A 17,420-nucleotide genomic window follows, 5' to 3' on the forward strand; every position below is an offset into this window, starting at 1 on the left:
TCCACCGGCCATCGCACCGATCCCAGACACGGAGGAGACTTGTGACGTTCGACCCGGTCCCCCAGCGACCCGAGCTGCCGAAGCTGGAGGAAGAAGTACTGCGGCGCTGGAATGACGAAGGAGTGTTCCGCAAATCCCTGGACCGGACCGCCGGGGGCACGCTGTTCCGGTTCTACGACGGTCCGCCGACCGCCAACGGGCGGCCCGGCGTGCACCACGTCGAGGCCCGGGTGTTCAAGGACGTCTTCCCCCGCTACCGGACGATGAAGGGCCAGGCCGTGCCCCGCAAGGCCGGCTGGGACTGCCACGGAATCCCGGTCGAGCTGGAGGTGGAGCGCGAGCTCGGGCTGACGCGCAAGACGCAGATCGAGGAGTACGGCGTCGCGGAGTTCAACGCCCGCTGCCGGGAGTCGGTGATGCGCTACGTCGGCGAGTTCGAGCGGCTCACCGAGCGCACCGGCTTCTGGGTGGACACCGACGACGCCTACTGGACGCTGAGCGAGACGTACGTCGAGAGCGTCTGGTGGTCCCTCAAGACCCTGTACGAGCGCGGGCTGATCTACCAGGACCAGCGGGTCGTGCCGTACTGCCCGCGCTGCGGCACCGCGCTGTCCGACCACGAGGTCGCCCAGGGTTACCGCGAGACCGACGACCCGAGCATCTACGTGCGCTTCCCGGTGCTGACCGGCCCGCTGGGCCCCGGCGGCGCGAACCTGCCCGAGCCGGGCGCCGAGGTGTCGCTCCTGGTGTGGACCACGATGCCGTGGACGCTCGTGCCCGCCACGGCCGCGGTCGTCAGCGACAAGATCCGGTACGTCCTGGCCCGCGGCGGGCGCGCCGGCGACCACTACGTGGTCCTCGCCGCCGAGCGTGTCAAGGTCGCCCTGGGCGAGTCGGCGGAGATCATCCGCGACGTGGCGATCGACGAGCTGGCGGGTGCGCGCTACCGGCCGCCCTTCGACTTCGTCGGCCCCGGCTCGCCGGCCGACCCCGACGGCGACCCGGCCTCCTGGCGCTTCGTCGTGATCGACGACTTCGTCGAGATCGACCAGGGCACCGGGATCGTGCACACCGGCGCGGCGTTCGGCGAGGACGACATGCGCGTCGCCCGCGCCAACGGCATGCCCGTCGTGAAGCCGGTCGACGCCGAGGGGCGGTTCGACGACCGGGTCGGCCCGTACGCCGGCATGTTCATCCGCGACGCGGACGCCCCGATCATCGACTTCCTCCGCGAGAACGACCTGCTGGTGCAGGAGGGCACGCACCGGCACTCGTTCCCCTTCTGCTGGCGGTGCTCCTCGCCTCTGCTGTACTACGCCAAGCCGTCCTGGTTCATCGCGACCACCCGGATCCGGGACGACCTGCTGGCCGGCAACGCCGAGGTCGACTGGCGGCCACCGCACATCCGCGACGGCCGGTACGGCGACTGGCTGGCCAACAACGTCGACTGGGCGCTGTCCCGCGAACGCTACTGGGGCACCCCGCTGCCGCTGTGGCGCTGCTCGGGGTGCGACCGCACGGTGGCCGTCGGATCCCGCGCCGAGCTCGGTGAGCTGGCCGGACGTGACCTGTCCGGGCTCGACCCGCACCGCCCGTACGTGGACGAGATCACCTTCGGCTGCGCGTCCTGCGACGGCACCATGACCCGGGTCCCGGAGGTCATCGACGCCTGGTACGACTCGGGCTCCATGCCGTTCGCGCAGTTCGGGTACCCGCACGTGCCCGGCAGCGAGGAGCGGTTCAAGGCGGCCTACCCCGCCGACTACATCTGCGAGGCCATCGACCAGACCCGCGGATGGTTCTACTCGCTGCAGGCGGTCGGCACCCTGCTGTTCGGCCAGAACGCCTACCGGCGGTCGCTGTGCCTCGGCCACATCGTGGACGACGAGGGACGCAAGATGTCCAAGTCGGCGGGCAACGTCCTGGACCCGTTCGCGCTGGTCGACGCCTACGGTGCGGACGCCCTGCGCTGGGTTCTCCTCGTCGAGGGGAACCCCTGGCAGTCGCGGAGGGTCGGCGAGCGGGCCCTGGAGGAGGCGATCCGCCGGGTCCTGCTGACGATCTGGAACACCTACTACTTCTTCGTCACCTACGCCCGGCTCGCGGAGTGGCGCCCCGGCCAGGACGTGCCTCCGGTCGAGCGGCGCCCGGTGCTCGACCGCTACATCCTCGCCGAGCTGGCCGACGTGACCGCCGAGGTGGACGCGGCCATGGCCGGGTTCGACGTGACGTCCGCCGGCCGGCGGCTCGCCGGTTTCGTCACCGACCTGTCGAACTGGTACGTGCGCTGCAGCCGGGACCGGTTCTGGAACACCGACCCGGCGGCGCCGGCCACGGACTCCGCCGCGGCCTTCGCGACGCTGCACACGTGTCTGTCCACCCTCAGCCGGCTGCTCGCCCCGATCACGCCGTTCCTGGCCGAGGTCCTCTACCGGAACCTGGTGCTCGGCGTCGATCCGGACGCTCCGGAGTCGGTGCACCTGACCGACTTCCCCGAGCCGGACACCACAGTGCGGGACGACGGGCTGCGGGAGGCCATGGCCACCGCGCGCCGGCTCGTCACGCTGGGCCGGGAGGCGCGCAGCAACTCCGGCATCGGCGTCCGCCAGCCGCTGCGGCGCGCGGTCGTCACGCTGCCGGCCGGACTGCACGACCGCTTCGGCGACGTTCGCGGCGTCATCGCGGCCGAGCTCAACGTCAAGGAGCTCGAGCTGACCGGGGGTGGCCGGGCCGAGCCGGTGTCGCACGCGATCAAACCGGTGTTCCGCGCGCTCGGCGCGACGTTCGGCAAGCGGACCCAGGTGGTCGCCGCCGCCGTCCGCGAGGCCGACCCGGAGGCCGTCGCCACCGCCGTCCGCGAGGAGGGGCGGTTCACGGTCCAGGTGGACGGCGAGCCGATCACACTCGACGCCGAGCACGTGGAGATCGCCGAGATCCCGGTCGTCGGCTGGCAGGTGTGCCGCGACGGCGGGCACAGCGTCGCGCTCGACGTGTCGATCGACCGTGAGCTGCGGCTGGAAGGTCTCGCCCGTGAGCTGGTCCGGCTCACCAACGACCTGCGCAAGCGTCGTGGCCTCGGCTTCGCCGACCGCGTCACGCTGACGGTCGACGTCGGCGCCGACCCGCGCGGAGAGATCGCCGACATGCTCTCCGCGCACACCGCCGTCATCGGGCAGAACGTCCTCGCGGACGAGATCCGGCGAGGTCCCGCCGGCGACGGCGCCGAGCGGGTCTCGCTGGCGGACGGCGACATCACCCTGGACCTGCGGCTGTCCGGCGTGTGACGAAGGGCCGCCCGGAACCCTCGCCGGGAGGGTTCCGGGCGGTGCGTCAGACGCTCGGGACGAAGAAATGCGTCCGCCGCAGCCGGATCAGCCCGCCGTCGAACTCATAGATGTCGGCGAACCCCACCTCGGTGCGGGTGCCGCCGGGCAGCACGCAGCTCACGCGTCCCCAGGCGGCGGCCCTCCCGTCCTGGACGACCGTGTGCTCGACGTCGTGCACGCTGGAGAGGATCTTCCGCTCGTCGTGGTAGAAGCGCAGGACGCGGTCGAGGCCGTCGAGCGCTGGGAATCCCGGCCGTTCGTAGACGATCTGCGGGTGGAAGAACTCCGGCAGCGCGTCCCAGTCCATCGCGTCGATGGTGGCGAACATCGCCCGGAGCCGTGCGTCGTCCATCGCGTCCCTCCAGGTCACTCGAACACGACGGTCAGCGAGGGCAGACCATGCGTCTCGATCACGAACTCATCGCCACGCGTCGCGGGCAGCGACCGGCCGAGCGCGCCCGACAGCACGACGTCGCCGGGGAGCAGGCTGGTGCCCAGGCGGTTCAGCGTGCGGGCCAGCCAGGCGACCGATTCGGCCGGGTGACCGAGCACCGCGCTGCCCAGCGCCTCGACCTCCGTCCTGCCGTTCTGCTGGACGAGCATGCCGATCGTGCGCAGGTCGGCGTCCCGCAACGCCGGGCTCCAGGGACCGAGGGTGAAGGCGCCGTAGGACGCGTTGTCCGCGATGGTGTCGACGAGTTTGATCCGCCAGTCGGTGATCCGGCTGTCGATCACCTCGACGGCCGCCGCGACGGCGTCCGTCGCGGCCAGCACCTCTTCGGCGGTGCAGTCGTCGCGGTCGAGGGGCTTGCCGATCAGAAAGGCCAGCTCGCCCTCGACCCGCGGCTGCAGGAAGACCTCGGCCGGAACGCTCGACCGGCCCTCGCGGGCGGCGAAGAAGCGCGACTCCCAGAGCCGCCCGTAGTCGGGCTCGTTCACCCCGATCTGGTCCCGCATCGCCTGGCTGGTCAGCCCGATCTTGTGGCCCAGAACGCGCTCACCGCGCCCGGCCCGCAGCTCCGACCAGCGGGTCTGGATGTGGTAGGCGACGGCCGGCGAGTCGAGGCCGGTCGTCTCGCTGAGCGGCCGGACGGTGTGCCGCTCCTCCCAGGCGCGATCGAGGGTGGCGACGATCGCCTCGACGTCGACGGTCTTGACGTCGCCGGTCGGGGTGCCGGCCATCATCGTGTCCTCTCGGCGAGGATGAGGATGCCGCCCGGCATGTCGTCTTCGAGCACCTCGCGTACGGTGAAACCGCCGTCGGCCAGGGCCTCGCTCCAGCCCTTGGAGTCCAGGAGCGTCTGGCGCATCAGGGCGTGCACGAGGGTGAACTCCGGGGTGAACCGCGGACGATCCTCACCGGCGGCGGGCGGCTGCACCTCGGCGATGAGCAGCCGGGCCCCCTCCGGCAGCCGGCCGGCCAGGTCGGACAGGTACGCCACCAGCGCGTCCCGTCCCTGGGCCAGGATCTCGTGCAGCAGGAAGAACGTGATCACCAGCTGGGTGTCGCCCAGTGACGGGATGGCGGAAAGGTCGCCGGCGTCACCGCGGACGACCCGCACGCGGTCGGCGAGCCCGGCCTCGCGCACCGCCTTGTCGGCCTCGGCGCAGGCTTCGGGGCTGATGTCCACGCCGGTGCCGCTCGCGCCGAAGCGCGAGCACACGGTCAGCAGGAATTTCGCGTTTCCGCAGCCCAGGTCCAGCGCGTGGCCGAACTCCACACCGTCGAGCAGGCGCAGGGCGTGCGGGACGACGTCTTTGCGGCCGAGCATCGCCGCGCCGTCCGCCACCCAGCGTCCGTCGCGCGGATAGTCGGCGCCGTACCGTTTGTCGCCGCTCAGGAAGGCGTCCATCCGCCGCAGCGGCTCGCCGTACCCGCCGACGAGCCAGACCAGGTAGCCCTTGTCCTGGCAGACGTCGCGCCCGTACGCCGTGAGGGCGAACGCGTCGCCGCTCTCCTCGACGAGGCCGCGCTGGGTGAGATAGCGAAGCGAGGCGCCGAGCAGCGCGGCCTCGTCCCGGCCACGGCCCTTGACCGCCGCCCGCGTCAGCGTGCCATTCTCCAGATCGGGGAGCAGGTCCGCCATCTCGAACGCGGCCAGCACGCTGCTCACCGCATATCCCTCGAAAAGGTCGAACGCTCGGCGGCCGGCTTCGGCGCGCCGCTCAGTGTCAGCCGTCATCGCTGTTCAATGCCCTTTCCTTGGAGAATAACGAACAGCCACAGCCTATTCGGCGCCTCTCACGTCAGGAATCCCACAAAGACGTATGACGCGTACCCGCAAAGGCGTAAATCCGGGTTCCACCATTGCGTGATTGTCCGCCCGCCGGGCGCCCGGTCATCCTTTCTGGGACGCCGGTACCCAAGGAGCGAGATTCGTGCGAGTCGTTATCACAGGTTCCATCGCGCTCGACCATCTGATGACCTTTCCGGGACGGTTCGCGGAGCACCTGATCGCCGACCACCTGGATGAGGTCTCGTTGTCCTTTCTCGCGGACGGGCTGACGGTCCGCCGCGGCGGTACCGGGGCGAACATCGCGCTCGGGCTGGCCCGGCTCGGGCACCGGCCCGTCCTCGTCGGCGCGGCCGGTCCGGACTTCGCCGACTACCGCGCCGACCTCGAGGACGAAGGGGTGGACAACGCGTTCGTCCGGGTCTCGGCGGAGCAGTACACGGCGCGCTTCGTCTGCACGACGGACGCCGTCGGAAACCAGATCGCGACCTTCTACCCCGGGGCGATGAGCGAGGCGCGCGAGGTCTACCTGCGGCCGGTGGCCGACCGGCTCGGCGGCGTCGATCTGGTGCTCATCGCTCCGGACGACCCGGACGCGATGCTGCGGCACACCGACGAGTGCCGCAGGTACGGATATCCCTTCGCCGCCGATCCGTCCCAGCAACTGGCGCGGATGGACGGCCCCGCCATCCGGCGGCTCGTCGACGGCGCCCGGTACCTGTTCACCAACGCGTACGAACGGGAGCTGCTGTGCCAGAAGACCGGCTGGTCCGAGCAGGACGTGCTGGGACGCGTCGGGCAGTGGATCACCACCCGGGGACGGGACGGCGTCGTGGTCGAGGCCGTGGACCGGCCGCGGATCGGCGTGCCGGCCGTCCTGACCGAGAACGAGGTGGATCCGACCGGCGTCGGGGACGGCTTCCGGGCCGGTTTCGTGTGCGGCGTCGCGTGGGACCTGGGGCCGGAGCGGGCGGCCGAGATCGGATGCGCCCTCGCCACGCTGGTGCTGGAGGTGACCGGGCCTCAGGGGTACCGGCTCGATCCCGGCCGGTTCACCACCATGCTGACCTCGGCGTACGGCGCGGGCAGCGCCGATGCGGTCGGGCCGCTCCTCCGGGCGGCCGTGCGCGAGACCGGTGCGGTCCGGTGAGCGCGTCGCGGTCGCTGCGGTCCCTCCTGGCGGAGGGACGGCGGCTCCTCGGCACGTTCAGCATCATCCCGTCGGCCGACCTCATCGAGATCATCGCGCTGAGCGGCCTGGACTTCGTGATCATCGACATGGAGCACGGGCCGTTCGGGCCGGAGACGGTGCGCGCCGGGCTGATGGCCGCGCGGGCGCACGGCCTGCGAGTGGTGGTCCGGGTGAGGACGGCGGAGGCGGCGCTGGTCGGGGCGGCGCTGGACGTCGGCGCGGACGGCGTACTGGTGCCGCAGGTCGGGTCGGCCGACGCCGCGCGGGCCGTGGTCGAGGCGGCCAGGTTCGCGCCGGAGGGGGCGCGCGGCGCCAACCCCTATGTGCGCGCCGCCCGCTACGGCGCCACGGCGGACTGGTTCGCCGCCGCGAACCGGGACGTCGCGGTGATGGTGATGATCGAAGGAACGGCGGGGATCGCGGCGTTGCCCGAGATCCTCCAGGTCCCCGGCCTCGACGGCGTCTTCCTCGGGCCGGTGGACATGTCCCACTCCCTCGGCGTGCCGGGCCATATCGATCACCCGAGTGTCCGTGCCGCCCTGGAGGAGGCGGCCGCCGCCGCGTCCGCCCGGAACATGGCCACGGCGGTGTTCGCCCCCGACGAGGCCCACGCCCGTACGTGGTGGGAGGCGGGAATCCAGCTCGTCGCCTGCGGCGTGGACGCCCAGCTGGTACGGGAGCGCCTGCTCCGGCTCGCCGAAGGGGCCTGTCCCCCGGCGGTGAGCGGCGAGCGGCTCACCGCTGGTGGAGCGTGAGCCGAGATTCCAGAGTCGGCGGCACGGGGTGGCGCCAGATGTCGAGTGGCACGGCTCGGGCGGCACGTCCGTCGTCGCGCAGCACCCGGCCCATCAGCTTCACGTGCCGTAACGTCAGGGTGCGTTCGGCGACGACGAGGTTCGGCACGGCCGCCGCGATCTCCATCTCCAGAGGCTGGAGCTCCTCGACCGACCGCAGCCACACCGTCAGTGCCAGGTCGCTGTGGCCCACGACCGCCGCGCACATCCGGGTCTGCGGCAGACCGGCGAGGTGCGCCGCGGCGTCGGCCAGGGCGTGGTGCGGCACGTCGATCCACAGGGTCGCCGACACCGGGCGGCCGGAGAACGACCGGGAGACCTCGCACCTCAGCGTCAGCGCACCGCTGTCGAGCAGGCGGTACAGCCGGCGGCGCACGGTGCTCGGGCTCGCGCCGGTGGCCGTGGCCAGTTCCTCGTACGACGCGCGGCCGTCGCGGCTGAGCGCCACCGCCAGCCGGCGGTCCTCGGGGCGGAGTTCGGCCACGCGGGTCCGGCTCGGCGACCCACCCTGGAGACGGCGCCGCTGCGCGGGGGAAAGCGAGCCTAATCGCCAGTGGCTGCCCTCGACGAACATCTCGTTGGCGACCGACGTGCGGCTGGACACCACACCGGGCAGCGTGTTGAGCCGGCGCAGCAGGTAGTGCGAGAGCGTGGGCAGGTCCGGGGTCCAGACGGTGACGAGCAGATCGCAGGTCCCCACGGTGTGGGCGATGGTCACGGCCTGCGGGTCGTCGGCGAGCGCCGCCGCCACGTCGTGGACCCGATCGGCGGTGCAGTGCACCGCGACGAGGGCGAACGACATGCTCCGCATGAGCGACGGAGCCCCGTACGCGGTGACCCAGGCGAGCCCCTCCGTGCTCAGGCGCTCCCAGTGCCGCGCGGCGGTGACCGGGTTGACCTCGAGCACCTCGCCGATCAGCCGCCACGGTGCGCGCGGCGCGATCTGCAGGGCGTTGATCAGGGCGAGATCGAGCTCTCGAAGTGCGTTGCCGGTTTCGTGCACAGATAGCCCCACCGTAGTCGGATAACTGCAATGTCGCGGAATCAGGCAGTTGTTACAGCATTATGGCATCGGTCCTTTTCTCGGGGGAAGGGGAAGACGCCGGCACCGCACTATGACTGACATGCGTTCCTTGCCGGAACGCACTTCCGGCCGAATCCCCATCGGCTCGGGGCACCGAGTCCGGTCCGTAACGATTAGGTCCCAGTTGGAATGGACGGGAGTTCGCACATGCCAGACGAATATCCGCCGGCGATTCCCGACGAGGAGTCGAAGGAGCGCGGCAGCATCGCGGCCCGCCTCAACCGGCTGCCGATAGGCCGCGTCCACCGGCTCGCGGTCATCTTCGTCGGCCTCGGGCTCTTCTTCGACACTTACGAGGTCTTCCTCGCCGGGACGCTCTCGGCGGTCCTGAAGACGCAGTTCGGGCTGTCCCCCGACACGCTCAAGGCAGTGCTGGCCAGCGCCTTCGTCGGCCAGTTCCTCGGCGCGATCTTCTTCGGGCGGCTCGCCGACAAGCTCGGCCGCCGGCAGGCGTTCTTGCTCAACCTGGCGATCTACTCGGTGTTCTCGCTGATCGGGGGCCTGTCGCCGAACGCGACGATCCTCGTCCTCGCCCGCTTCATCGCGGGTCTCGGGCTCGGCGCCGAACTCGCCCTCGCCGACGCCTACCTGTCCGACGTGCTGCCGCCCAAGGTCCGCGGCCGCTACATCGCGTGGGCGTACACGACCGCGTTCCTCGGCATTCCCGCCGCGGGCTTCCTGGCCCGGTGGCTCGTTCCGCTCAAGCCGCTCGGCGTCTCCGGCTGGCGGTGGATGTTCTTCATCGGCGCGCTCGGCGCCATCCTCGTCTGGGTGCTGCGGCGTGCGCTCCCCGAGTCACCGCGCTGGCTGGAGTCGGTGGGCCGGTCCCGGGAGGCCGACCGGATCGTCACCTCCTGGGAGGAGGACGCGCGTCGCTCGGGCGCCCAGCTTCCCCCGCCGCAGCCGGACGAGGCGCCCGTGTCACAGGACCGGCTGCCCGTACGCGTCCTGTTCACCCGCGAGTACGCCCGCCGGACCTTCATGCAGTGGACGATCAACGGCCTGGAGGTGTTCGGCTACTACGGCTTCGGCACTCTGGCGCCTCTGGTGCTCCTGGCCAAGGGGTACTCGGTGGTCAGTTCGCTGAGCTTCCTCGCGTTCGTCTACATCGGCTACCCCATCGGCTCCGCGCTGTCGCTGCCGATCATCGAGCGGATGGAGCGCAAGGTCCTGATCGCGGCCGGTGCCGCGGGCATGGCGATCACCGGACTGCTGTTCGGCTACGCCCCCTCGCCCTTCTGGATCGTGCTCTGGGGCTTCCTCTTCACGGTGATCAGTAACACCTTCTCCAACGCCTTCCACGTCTACCTCGGTGAGATCTACCCGACGGCGGTACGCGCCACCGCGGCCGGAGCGGCGTACTCGGTCAGCCGGATCGTCACCGCGGCACTGCCGTACATCCTGATCCCGGTCCTCGACCACTCGGGCGGTTCCGCGGTCTTCACGGTGGTCGCCGTCGCCCTCGGCCTCCTCATCGTCGACGTGCTCCTCCTCGGGCCACGGACCACGGGGCGGGCCCTGGAGGCCGCCGACCGGCCCGACGGCGCCGAGAGGCTCGAACCACGCCCCTCATCCGAACCCGCCGGCTGAAACCCCGACAACGAAGGGAGACGCATGGTCTCGCAAGCCTCCGGAGCGCCCCTCGACGGCACCGCCATGGACGACGCGGTCACGATCTGCCGCGACCTGCTGCGCTTCGACACCACCAATTACGGCGACGGCAGCGGTCCCGGGGAACGCGCGGCGGCGGAGTACATCGCCGGCATACTCGCGGACGCGGGGCTCGAACCGGAGATCATCGAGCCGACGCCCGGCCGGACGAACGTGGTCGCCGTCTGGCCCGGCGCGGATCGGGACCGGCCACGGCTCCTGGTGCACGGCCACACCGACGTCGTCCCCGCCGACGCCGCGGACTGGCGGTTCCCGCCGTTCTCCGGCGAGATCGCCGACGGATGCGTGTGGGGCCGCGGCGCGGTCGACATGAAGAACCTCCTCGCCATGGTCCTGGCGGTCGTACGGGCGCGGCAGGGCGCGTCTCGCCCACCGGCGCGGGACGTGGTCCTGGCCTTCGTGGCCGACGAGGAGACCGGCGGCCATCACGGGGCGGGATGGCTCTGCCAGAACCGGCCCGACCTGTTCGAAGGATGCACCGAGGCGATCAGCGAGGTGGGCGGTTACTCGGTGACGCTGCCGACCGGACGCCGCCTCTACCTGGTGGAGACCGCCCAGAAGGGCATCGCCTGGTACCGCCTGACGGCCAGCGGGGTCGCCGGGCACGGCTCGATGCTGAACGACGAGAACAGCGTGATCGAGCTCGCCGAGGCCGTCGCCCGGATCGGCAGACACCGGTTCCCGCAGCGGATCCGCCCGGCGTTGCGGCACTTCATGGAGGAACTCGCCGCCGAGCTGGGCGAACCGCTCGACCTGGAGAACCCCGCCCCGCTGCTCAAGGCGCTCGGACCGGTCGAGCGCATCGTCGGGGGCACCTTCCGCGACATGGCGACACCGACCGTGCTCACGGCCGGGATGAAGACCAACGTCATCCCGGGTCAGGCGCACGCGGAGATCGACTGTCGCTACCTGCCGGGTTCGGAGGAGACCTTCTTCGCCGAGCTCGACACCCTCCTCGGTCCCCGTGTGCGGCGTGAGGAGCTGCACTACGACATCGCGGTCGAGACCGACTTCACCGGGCCGATCACCGACGCGATGCGGGCAAGCCTGGAGGCGGAGGACCCGGACGGGCGGGTCGTGCCCTACCTCCTGTCCGCGGGTACGGACGCGAAGCACTTCAGCCGGCTGGGCATCGCCTGCTTCGGCTTCGTGCCGCTTCGTCTGCCGCCCGACTTCGACTACCCCGGCGTCTTCCACGGGGTGGACGAACGCGTCCCGGCGGACAGCCTGCGGTTCGGAGCCCGCGTCCTGGACCGGTTCTTCGACCTCTGCTGAGCGCGGCGCCCACTGGTGGGGCCGGGACGCGACGCGTCGCCCCGGCCCCGCCACCCCCACCGCCTCACCGCGTCACTGCGCGAGATAACCGCCGTCCACCGGCAGGATCGCGCCCGTGATGAAGGAGGCCTCCGGGGAGGCCAGGAAGGCGATCGCGGCCGCGACCTCCTCCGGCTCTCCGAGCCGGCCCATGGGATGCATCCGCTCGATCGCGGCCAGGTACTCCGTCCCGCCCGGCTCGTCCGGGAGCCGTCGCACGCGTTCGGTGCGGATGGTGCCCGGCGCCACCGCGTTCACCCGGATGCCGCTGTCGGCCCACTCGACGGCCAGGTGCATGGTCAGGCCCGTCGCGACGAACTTCGCGGGCCCGTACGTCGCCTGGCTCTTCTGCCCGGCCATCCCGGAGATCGACGAGAGGCAGACGATCGCGCCTCCGCCGTCCCCGACCATCTGCTCGATCGCGTACTTGCAGGTGAGGAACATGCCGCGGCCGTCCACCGCCATGACCTCGTCCCAGTCCTCGGGTTTGGCCTCGGCGATGTCCAGGAGCGGGATCATTCCCGCGTTCGCCACGAGGACGTCGAGCCCGCCGAACCGGTCGACCGCCGACTCGACCATCCGGCGGGCGTCCTCGGCCCGTGACACGTCGCCGACGACGATGTTCGCGACGCCGCCCGCCTCGGTCAGCTCCGCGTGCGCCCGTTCGAGCCCGGCCTCGTCGATGTCGGCCAGTGTCACCTTCGCGCCCGAACGGCAGAACAGCGCGGCGGTGGCCCGCCCGATCCCGTTGGCCGCCCCGGTCACCAGGCAGGAAAGTCCCGCGAGAGAGTTCACGACCGGCTCCCTTCACCGGGCGGCGTGGTGACCGCCCCGAGCGCCGCCGACCCCACGAGCCCGGCGTATTTCCCCATCACTCCACCCGTGTAGCGGGCGGGCGGTTCCTTCCACGCGGACCGCCGCGCGTCGAGCGTCGCGCGGTCGACCGCCAGGTCCACGCGACGCGCCGGGACGTCGATCGTGATCACGTCACCGTCCTCCACGAGCGCGATCGGGCCGCCGAGCACCGCCTCCGGCGCCACGTGTCCCACCATCAGCCCGCGGGTGGCCCCGGAGAAACGGCCGTCGGTGAGCAGCGCGACGTCGCCGCCGAGCCCGCGCCCCACGAGCGCTGCGGTGACCCCGAGCATCTCCCGCATTCCCGGACCGCCGCGCGGCCCCTCGTACCGGATCACCACGACGTCACCGGCCTTGATGTCGCCGGCCTGCGCCGCGGCCATCGCGGACTCCTCCGTGTCGAACACGCGGGCGGGACCGCGGTGGAACAGGTGCTCGCAACCGGCCGTCTTCACGACGCAGCCCTCCGGAGCGAGATCGCCGCGCAGTATGGCCAGGCCGCCGGTCGGTGAGAGCGGGTCGGCGGCCGGCACGACGACCTCCTGCCCGGGGGTCTCGGCGGCCTCCGCCGCCTCCTCGCCGATCGATCGGCCCGTCACGGTGACCGCCCCGCCGTCGAGCAGACCCGCTTCGAGCAGCCGCCGGGCCACGAGCCTGCTCCCGCCCGCCCGGTCGAGGTCGACGGCGGTGAACCGCCCGTGCGGCATCATGTCGGCGATGGTGGGCGTCCGCTCGCTGACGGCGTGGAACGTCTCCAGGTCCAGCGGGACTCCCGCCTCACGCGCGATCGCCAGCAGGTGCAGCACCAGGTTGGTCGAGCCGCCCGTGGCGACACCGGCCGCGATGGAGTTCTCGAACGATGCGCGGGTGAGGAATCCGCTGGGCGAAAGGCCGGCCGACAGCAGCCGCATCGCCTGGCGGCCCGCCTCGACCGCGGCCTCCTCGCGATCCCGGCTCACCGCCGGCGGGCCGGCGGAGCCCAGCGGCGACAGCCCCAGGAACTCCAGTGCCATCGCCATCGTGTTCGCGGTGTACTGCCCGCCGCACGCGCCCGCCCCCGGGCAGGCGGTGCGTTCGAGCTCCCGCAGGTCGTCGTCGCTCATCCGCCCGGCGGCGTTCGCGCCGACCGCCTCGAAGACACTGGCGATCGTGACGCTCCGTCCCTGGAAGGAGCCGGGCATGATCGACCCGGAGTAGAGCACCAGCCCGGGGATGTCGAGCCGTACGTGCGCCATGGCCGCGGCGGGGATCGTCTTGTCGCATCCGACGATCGTGACCAGCGCGTCGAACATGTGACCGCGCGCCACCAGCTCGATCGAGTCGGCGATCACCTCCCGGCTGACCAGCGACGTCTTCATCCCCTCGGTGCCCATGGTGACCACGTCGGAGATCGCGATCGTGTTGAGCTCCATCGGCGTTCCGCCGGCCTCGCGGACGCCCTGCTTGACCAGTTCGGCGATACGGCGATGCGTGAAGTTACAGGGCATCGTCTCGACCCAGGAATGGGCTACTCCGACCACCGGCTTACGCAGATCATCGGCGGAATAACCGATCGCCCGGAGAAAAGCTCTCGTCGGGGCACGGTCACGGCCTTCGAACAGCCTCCGACTCCTCAGACCAGACATCCTCGCCTTCCATTTCATTGCCGCCGTCCGCATTCCGGACGAGTTTAAAGTCGAGCCAGATTCCGGCCGCCTGGGACGTGATGATCGATAGGAGCACCAGAACCGTGAAAAATTCCTCATTGATGATTCCGGCGGTGAACGTGACCGTGGCCAGGACGATTCCCGGACCACCCCGGGCGTTCATCGCGACCGCCAGGTTCGTCGCCGACCGGCTGTCCTCTCCCGCCAACCGCGCCCCCACCCACACGCCGACCAGTTTCACCGCGCACGCCACCACGATGAACCACAGGAAGAAAACGACCGGAAAGTGGTGCAGCAGGTCGAGCTGAAGGCCCACGATCGCGAAATAGACGGGCACGAACAGGGCGAGGGAGAAGTGTTTAACGGTCTGCGACACATCGCCGGACGCGGGGCCGGCGTCGCCTACCGGATCCGCGCCGTCGGTCGCCCCGGCAACGCTCACCCCCGCCATCAGCGCGCCGAACACGGCGTTGATACCCAGCGCGATGCAGCACAACACCGCGACGAACAGGAACGCGATCCGCAGCGCGGTCGGGTTGCGGCGCTCCAGCGCGCCCATGCGGCCCGTGGTCAGCAGGCGGAAGAGGTGCCTGCCGAAGATCAGGAAGAGCAGCAGGAACACCAGCGAGACGGTGACGTAGTACACCGAGGTCAGCGACACCGAGTCGATGCCCGTCAGATCCCAGAGCCCGAACGCGTCACCCGAGTGCGCCTGGACCAGTCCGAGGACGACGGCCAGCACGACGTACAGCGTGAGGTCCTCCAGCACCGCGACGGACAGCACCACGCGAGCGAACGGCGTCCCCAGGATTCCCAGGTCGAGCATGATCCGGGAGATCACCGGGATGCTCGTCACGGCGATCGCGATGCCGAAGACCAGCGCGAACGACGTGTCCGACCCCTTGGGGCCGGACAGGCTCGCCGGATCCACGAGACGCTGGATCAGCAGGCCGGCCCCGAACGGAAGGCCCAGCCCGAACACCGTGATGCCGAGGACGGTCCGGTTCTCCGCCGCCGAACCGGCCGATCGCAACTCGGTTCCGGCGAGGAACATCAAGAAGATGAGGCCGAGTTGGTAGAAGCCGCCCAGCACCGACGCGGTCGGCCCGGACTCGGGGAACAGCGAGTCCTTGACGCCGGGAGCGAACGCGCCGAGGACGGTCGGGCCGAGCAGCAGGCCTCCGAGGATCTCACCGATCACGGGCGGCTGCCGCAGAACTCCGAAGAGGTGGCCGAAAAGGTGCGCCAGCAGGATGAGGAGCGTTAACGCGATCAGGATGTGCGCGACATCCACCAGGTGGAGGGACATAGACGTCTTCCGATCACAAGCCCGGCTCGCGGCGCCGATGGTGCCGCGAGCCGGGAGCGGGACCGTCGGTCACGCCTTGACGACGCGGACCGACATCCCTTCCTTGAGGTTGTAGGGGTAGGCCAGGCTCGCGGCGTTCCGGGCGACGGCCAGGAAGCCCCGGCTGTTGAGGTAGGCCACCGGCTCGCCCACCTCACCGGCGTCGGCGAACGTGGGCGACAGCGGCAGGTCGAACGGCAGCACGCCGTCCAACGTGATCTTCAGCTGGGTGCCGTACGAGACGCCCAGTTTCTCCAGGTCCCGGCGGTGCACGTTGGTCCACACGTTGCCGAACGGGTGGTCGATCGCGGACACGACGCCGGTGAGCGCTCCCTCGCCGGCGGGCACCGCGCGCTCGGTGTCGAACCGCACGATCTCGTCGTCCGACAGCTTGCGGCCGACCTTCTCCAGCGGGTAGCCGGCGGCCAGGTGCGCCGACGGGATGGCCACCATCTCGCGGCTGTAGAACGTCGGCTCTGGCTGCTCGGGGATGACGTCGGTCGAGCTGACCTCGTAGGCCTCCAGGTAGCCGTGCTCCTCGATCACCCGGGTGAGCAGGCCGTTGTTGGGCGCGATGTAGATGTAGGAGCCGTCCGCCCGCTCGAAGCCCTTGCCGGACCCGGCGAGCTGTCCGCGCGCCCCGCCCGGAGAGGCGTGCTTGAGCCGGATCGCCACGGACCGGGTCGCGGTGCCCGTCGCCGGGTACGTCGTCGTGGCGAACACGGTCCCCTCGGGGAAGAAGCGAGGCAGGTCGACGATGTACCGCGCGCCCTCCACCACGTCCCACGGCGTCATCGAGTGGCACACGTCCACGATGGTGACGTCGGGGCAGATGCTCAGCATGAGGCCTTTGCACTGCGCGACCGAGTCGTCGGTCGTCCCGAGGTCGCTCATGAACGCGATGATGGGTCGTCGGGAATTGTTCTCTGACATGCCTTCCTCCACTTTTCCGTGCGGGCTTGATTCGCATCATAAGTACCGCACCACGAATCCAGAAGGCGGGTTGAAGTGCCAATTCACATAACGCCGCATGATGTAGCGGGCATGCGCCTAAAGTTGTAGCCGCACTCATCGCTTGGGGCGATGCCCTCCCCGAAAGCTCACGCGAGGATTGCGGTCGCCGCTCAGCCGAGAGTGAATGTGAGGCCGGCCGTGAACGTTCTATTCTTCGGCGACGTCGTTGGAGACGTGGCAACCGGCAAGATAATTTTCAATCTGGCGAAAATGCGCGACCAGCATCGGGCCGACATCGTCATCGTCAACGCCGAGAACTGCGCGCCGACCGGGCTCGGAATGACGACGAAACAGGTCGAGGCACTGCTCGACGCGGGAGTGGACCTGATCACCGGGGGAAACCATTCTTGGGACAGCCCCGACTCGGTCGACGCGCTCGCGAACCCGAAGGTGATCCGCCCGCTCAACCTCTGCGACGGCGTTCCCGGGCGCGGCATCGCCTGGCTGGACCACGCCGGGGAGACCGTGACGGTGCTGAACCTCGCCGACGCGTGCGCGATGAAGAGCGTACGAGCGACCGCCGGCAAGTTCCGCCCGGCCTACTCCGCGTGGCGCGAGGCCGACCGGCGCGGCACGGTCATCGTCGACTACCACGGCGACCATGTGCTCGAGAAGCAGATCTTCGCCCGGGCCGTCGACGGTCAGGCCGCCGCGGTGCTGGGCACCCACACCCACGAGGCGACCCGCGCGCTGCACATCCTTCCCGGCGGCACCGCGCTGGTGTCCGACGTCGGAATGACCGGCCCGGACGGCGGCGTCCAGGGGTTCGCCTACGACGGCTTCGTCGCGGGCCTCACGACGGTGGGCGATCCCTTCGCGCCGCCGCTGCCCTCGCCGCTCGACGGCCCGATCGTCCTCGGCGCGGTCCTGCTGGAGATCGATGGAGGCCGGACGACCCGCATCCAGCGCATCACCGAGTGGCCACCGGCCTGACGACCGGAC

14 protein-coding genes are annotated in these 17,420 nt (G+C 70.7%); 6 read left to right on the plus strand and 8 right to left on the minus strand.

All coding sequences use genetic code 11. The annotated features are described in order from the left end of the window. Positions 1-41: 41 nt before the first annotated feature. Positions 42-3,284, plus strand: coding sequence for an isoleucine--tRNA ligase (ileS, locus tag ABEA10_RS22775; RefSeq protein ID WP_345467019.1), 3,243 nt, complete (start codon positions 42-44; stop codon positions 3,282-3,284). 46 nt (positions 3,285-3,330) lie between these two features. Here the strand turns inward: ileS and ABEA10_RS22780 are convergent, their stop codons facing one another. Genes ABEA10_RS22780 through ABEA10_RS22790 form a run of 3 tightly spaced genes read right to left on the minus strand, consistent with a single transcriptional unit; the run spans position 3,331 to position 5,509 of the window. Continuing rightward, positions 3,331-3,678 carry a nuclear transport factor 2 family protein gene (locus tag ABEA10_RS22780; protein ID WP_345467021.1) on the minus strand — a complete coding sequence of 116 codons (348 nt, stop codon included), beginning with the start codon at positions 3,676-3,678 and terminating at the stop codon, positions 3,331-3,333. A gap of 14 nt (positions 3,679-3,692) precedes the next feature. Further along, on the minus strand, positions 3,693-4,508 hold the full coding sequence (locus tag ABEA10_RS22785; RefSeq protein ID WP_345467023.1) for a 2-keto-4-pentenoate hydratase: 816 nt from the start codon (positions 4,506-4,508) through the stop codon (positions 3,693-3,695). After that, positions 4,508-5,509, minus strand: a complete 1,002-nt coding sequence (locus ABEA10_RS22790) for an SAM-dependent methyltransferase (RefSeq protein WP_345467025.1) — start codon at positions 5,507-5,509, stop codon at positions 4,508-4,510. Before ABEA10_RS22790 ends, ABEA10_RS22785 begins: the two co-directional genes overlap by 1 nt. Positions 5,510-5,705: 196 nt before the next feature. On the opposite strand from ABEA10_RS22790, the gene ABEA10_RS22795 reads away from it, so the two are divergent. Then, entirely contained in the window at positions 5,706-6,710 is a 1,005-nt protein-coding gene (locus ABEA10_RS22795) for a carbohydrate kinase family protein (protein ID WP_345467028.1), read from the plus strand. After that, positions 6,707-7,507, plus strand: a complete 801-nt coding sequence (locus ABEA10_RS22800) for an HpcH/HpaI aldolase family protein (RefSeq protein ID WP_345467030.1) — start codon at positions 6,707-6,709, stop codon at positions 7,505-7,507. Before ABEA10_RS22795 ends, ABEA10_RS22800 begins: the two co-directional genes overlap by 4 nt. Here ABEA10_RS22800 and ABEA10_RS22805 read toward each other — a convergent pair. Continuing rightward, positions 7,488-8,549: an Lrp/AsnC family transcriptional regulator gene (locus ABEA10_RS22805; protein ID WP_345467032.1), complete on the minus strand. Its 1,062-nt coding sequence runs from the start codon at positions 8,547-8,549 to the stop codon at positions 7,488-7,490. The genes ABEA10_RS22800 and ABEA10_RS22805 overlap by 20 nt on opposite strands. A gap of 228 nt (positions 8,550-8,777) precedes the next feature. Here ABEA10_RS22805 and ABEA10_RS22810 point away from each other — a divergent pair, with 228 nt between their 5' ends. After that, positions 8,778-10,220 carry an MFS transporter gene (locus tag ABEA10_RS22810; protein WP_345467034.1) on the plus strand — a complete coding sequence of 481 codons (1,443 nt, stop codon included), beginning with the start codon at positions 8,778-8,780 and terminating at the stop codon, positions 10,218-10,220. Positions 10,221-10,244: 24 nt separating this feature from the next. After that, positions 10,245-11,576, plus strand: a complete 1,332-nt coding sequence (locus ABEA10_RS22815) for a M20/M25/M40 family metallo-hydrolase (protein WP_345467036.1) — start codon at positions 10,245-10,247, stop codon at positions 11,574-11,576. A 72-nt stretch (positions 11,577-11,648) separates the two neighbouring features. On the opposite strand, the gene ABEA10_RS22820 is transcribed toward ABEA10_RS22815, so the two are convergent. From ABEA10_RS22820 to ABEA10_RS22835, 4 genes are all read right to left on the minus strand, one after another. After that, a complete protein-coding gene (locus tag ABEA10_RS22820) occupies positions 11,649-12,410 on the minus strand; it encodes an SDR family NAD(P)-dependent oxidoreductase (protein WP_329256080.1) in 762 nt (253 codons plus the stop codon). Then, complete coding sequence (gene ilvD / locus ABEA10_RS22825) at positions 12,407-14,128, minus strand: dihydroxy-acid dehydratase (protein WP_345467040.1); 1,722 nt, start codon at positions 14,126-14,128, stop codon at positions 12,407-12,409. The genes ABEA10_RS22820 and ilvD overlap by 4 nt, the downstream gene beginning before the upstream one ends. Then, entirely contained in the window at positions 14,055-15,425 is a 1,371-nt protein-coding gene (locus tag ABEA10_RS22830) for a cation:proton antiporter (protein WP_345467042.1), read from the minus strand. The genes ilvD and ABEA10_RS22830 overlap by 74 nt, the downstream gene beginning before the upstream one ends. Before the next feature lie 69 nt (positions 15,426-15,494). Continuing rightward, positions 15,495-16,358, minus strand: coding sequence for an adenosyl-fluoride synthase (locus ABEA10_RS22835; RefSeq protein WP_345467044.1), 864 nt, complete (start codon positions 16,356-16,358; stop codon positions 15,495-15,497). A 189-nt stretch (positions 16,359-16,547) separates the two neighbouring features. On the opposite strand from ABEA10_RS22835, the gene ABEA10_RS22840 reads away from it, so the two are divergent. Further along, positions 16,548-17,411 carry a YmdB family metallophosphoesterase gene (locus ABEA10_RS22840; protein ID WP_345467046.1) on the plus strand — a complete coding sequence of 288 codons (864 nt, stop codon included), beginning with the start codon at positions 16,548-16,550 and terminating at the stop codon, positions 17,409-17,411. Positions 17,412-17,420 lie beyond the last annotated feature (9 nt).

It is taken from the genome of Actinoallomurus oryzae (assembly GCF_039541955.1).
Taxonomy (GTDB): domain Bacteria; phylum Actinomycetota; class Actinomycetes; order Streptosporangiales; family Streptosporangiaceae; genus Actinoallomurus; species Actinoallomurus oryzae.

What these genes read in the sequence shown, in the direction of transcription:
- ilvD (WP_345467040.1), bottom strand. Translation starts at nt 14,128, where the DNA reads ATGCGGACGGCGGCAATGAAATGGAAGGCGAGGATGTCTGGTCTGAGG.
- ABEA10_RS22840 (WP_345467046.1), top strand. Translation starts at nt 16,548, where the DNA reads ATGCCCTCCCCGAAAGCTCACGCGAGGATTGCGGTCGCCGCTCAGCCG.
- ABEA10_RS22810 (WP_345467034.1), top strand. Translation starts at nt 8,778, where the DNA reads ATGCCAGACGAATATCCGCCGGCGATTCCCGACGAGGAGTCGAAGGAG.
- ABEA10_RS22815 (WP_345467036.1), top strand. Translation starts at nt 10,245, where the DNA reads ATGGTCTCGCAAGCCTCCGGAGCGCCCCTCGACGGCACCGCCATGGAC.
- ABEA10_RS22780 (WP_345467021.1), bottom strand. Translation starts at nt 3,678, where the DNA reads ATGGACGACGCACGGCTCCGGGCGATGTTCGCCACCATCGACGCGATG.
- ABEA10_RS22835 (WP_345467044.1), bottom strand. Translation starts at nt 16,358, where the DNA reads ATGAGCGACCTCGGGACGACCGACGACTCGGTCGCGCAGTGCAAAGGC.
- ABEA10_RS22785 (WP_345467023.1), bottom strand. Translation starts at nt 4,508, where the DNA reads ATGGCCGGCACCCCGACCGGCGACGTCAAGACCGTCGACGTCGAGGCG.
- ABEA10_RS22790 (WP_345467025.1), bottom strand. Translation starts at nt 5,509, where the DNA reads ATGACGGCTGACACTGAGCGGCGCGCCGAAGCCGGCCGCCGAGCGTTC.
- ABEA10_RS22830 (WP_345467042.1), bottom strand. Translation starts at nt 15,425, where the DNA reads ATGTCCCTCCACCTGGTGGATGTCGCGCACATCCTGATCGCGTTAACG.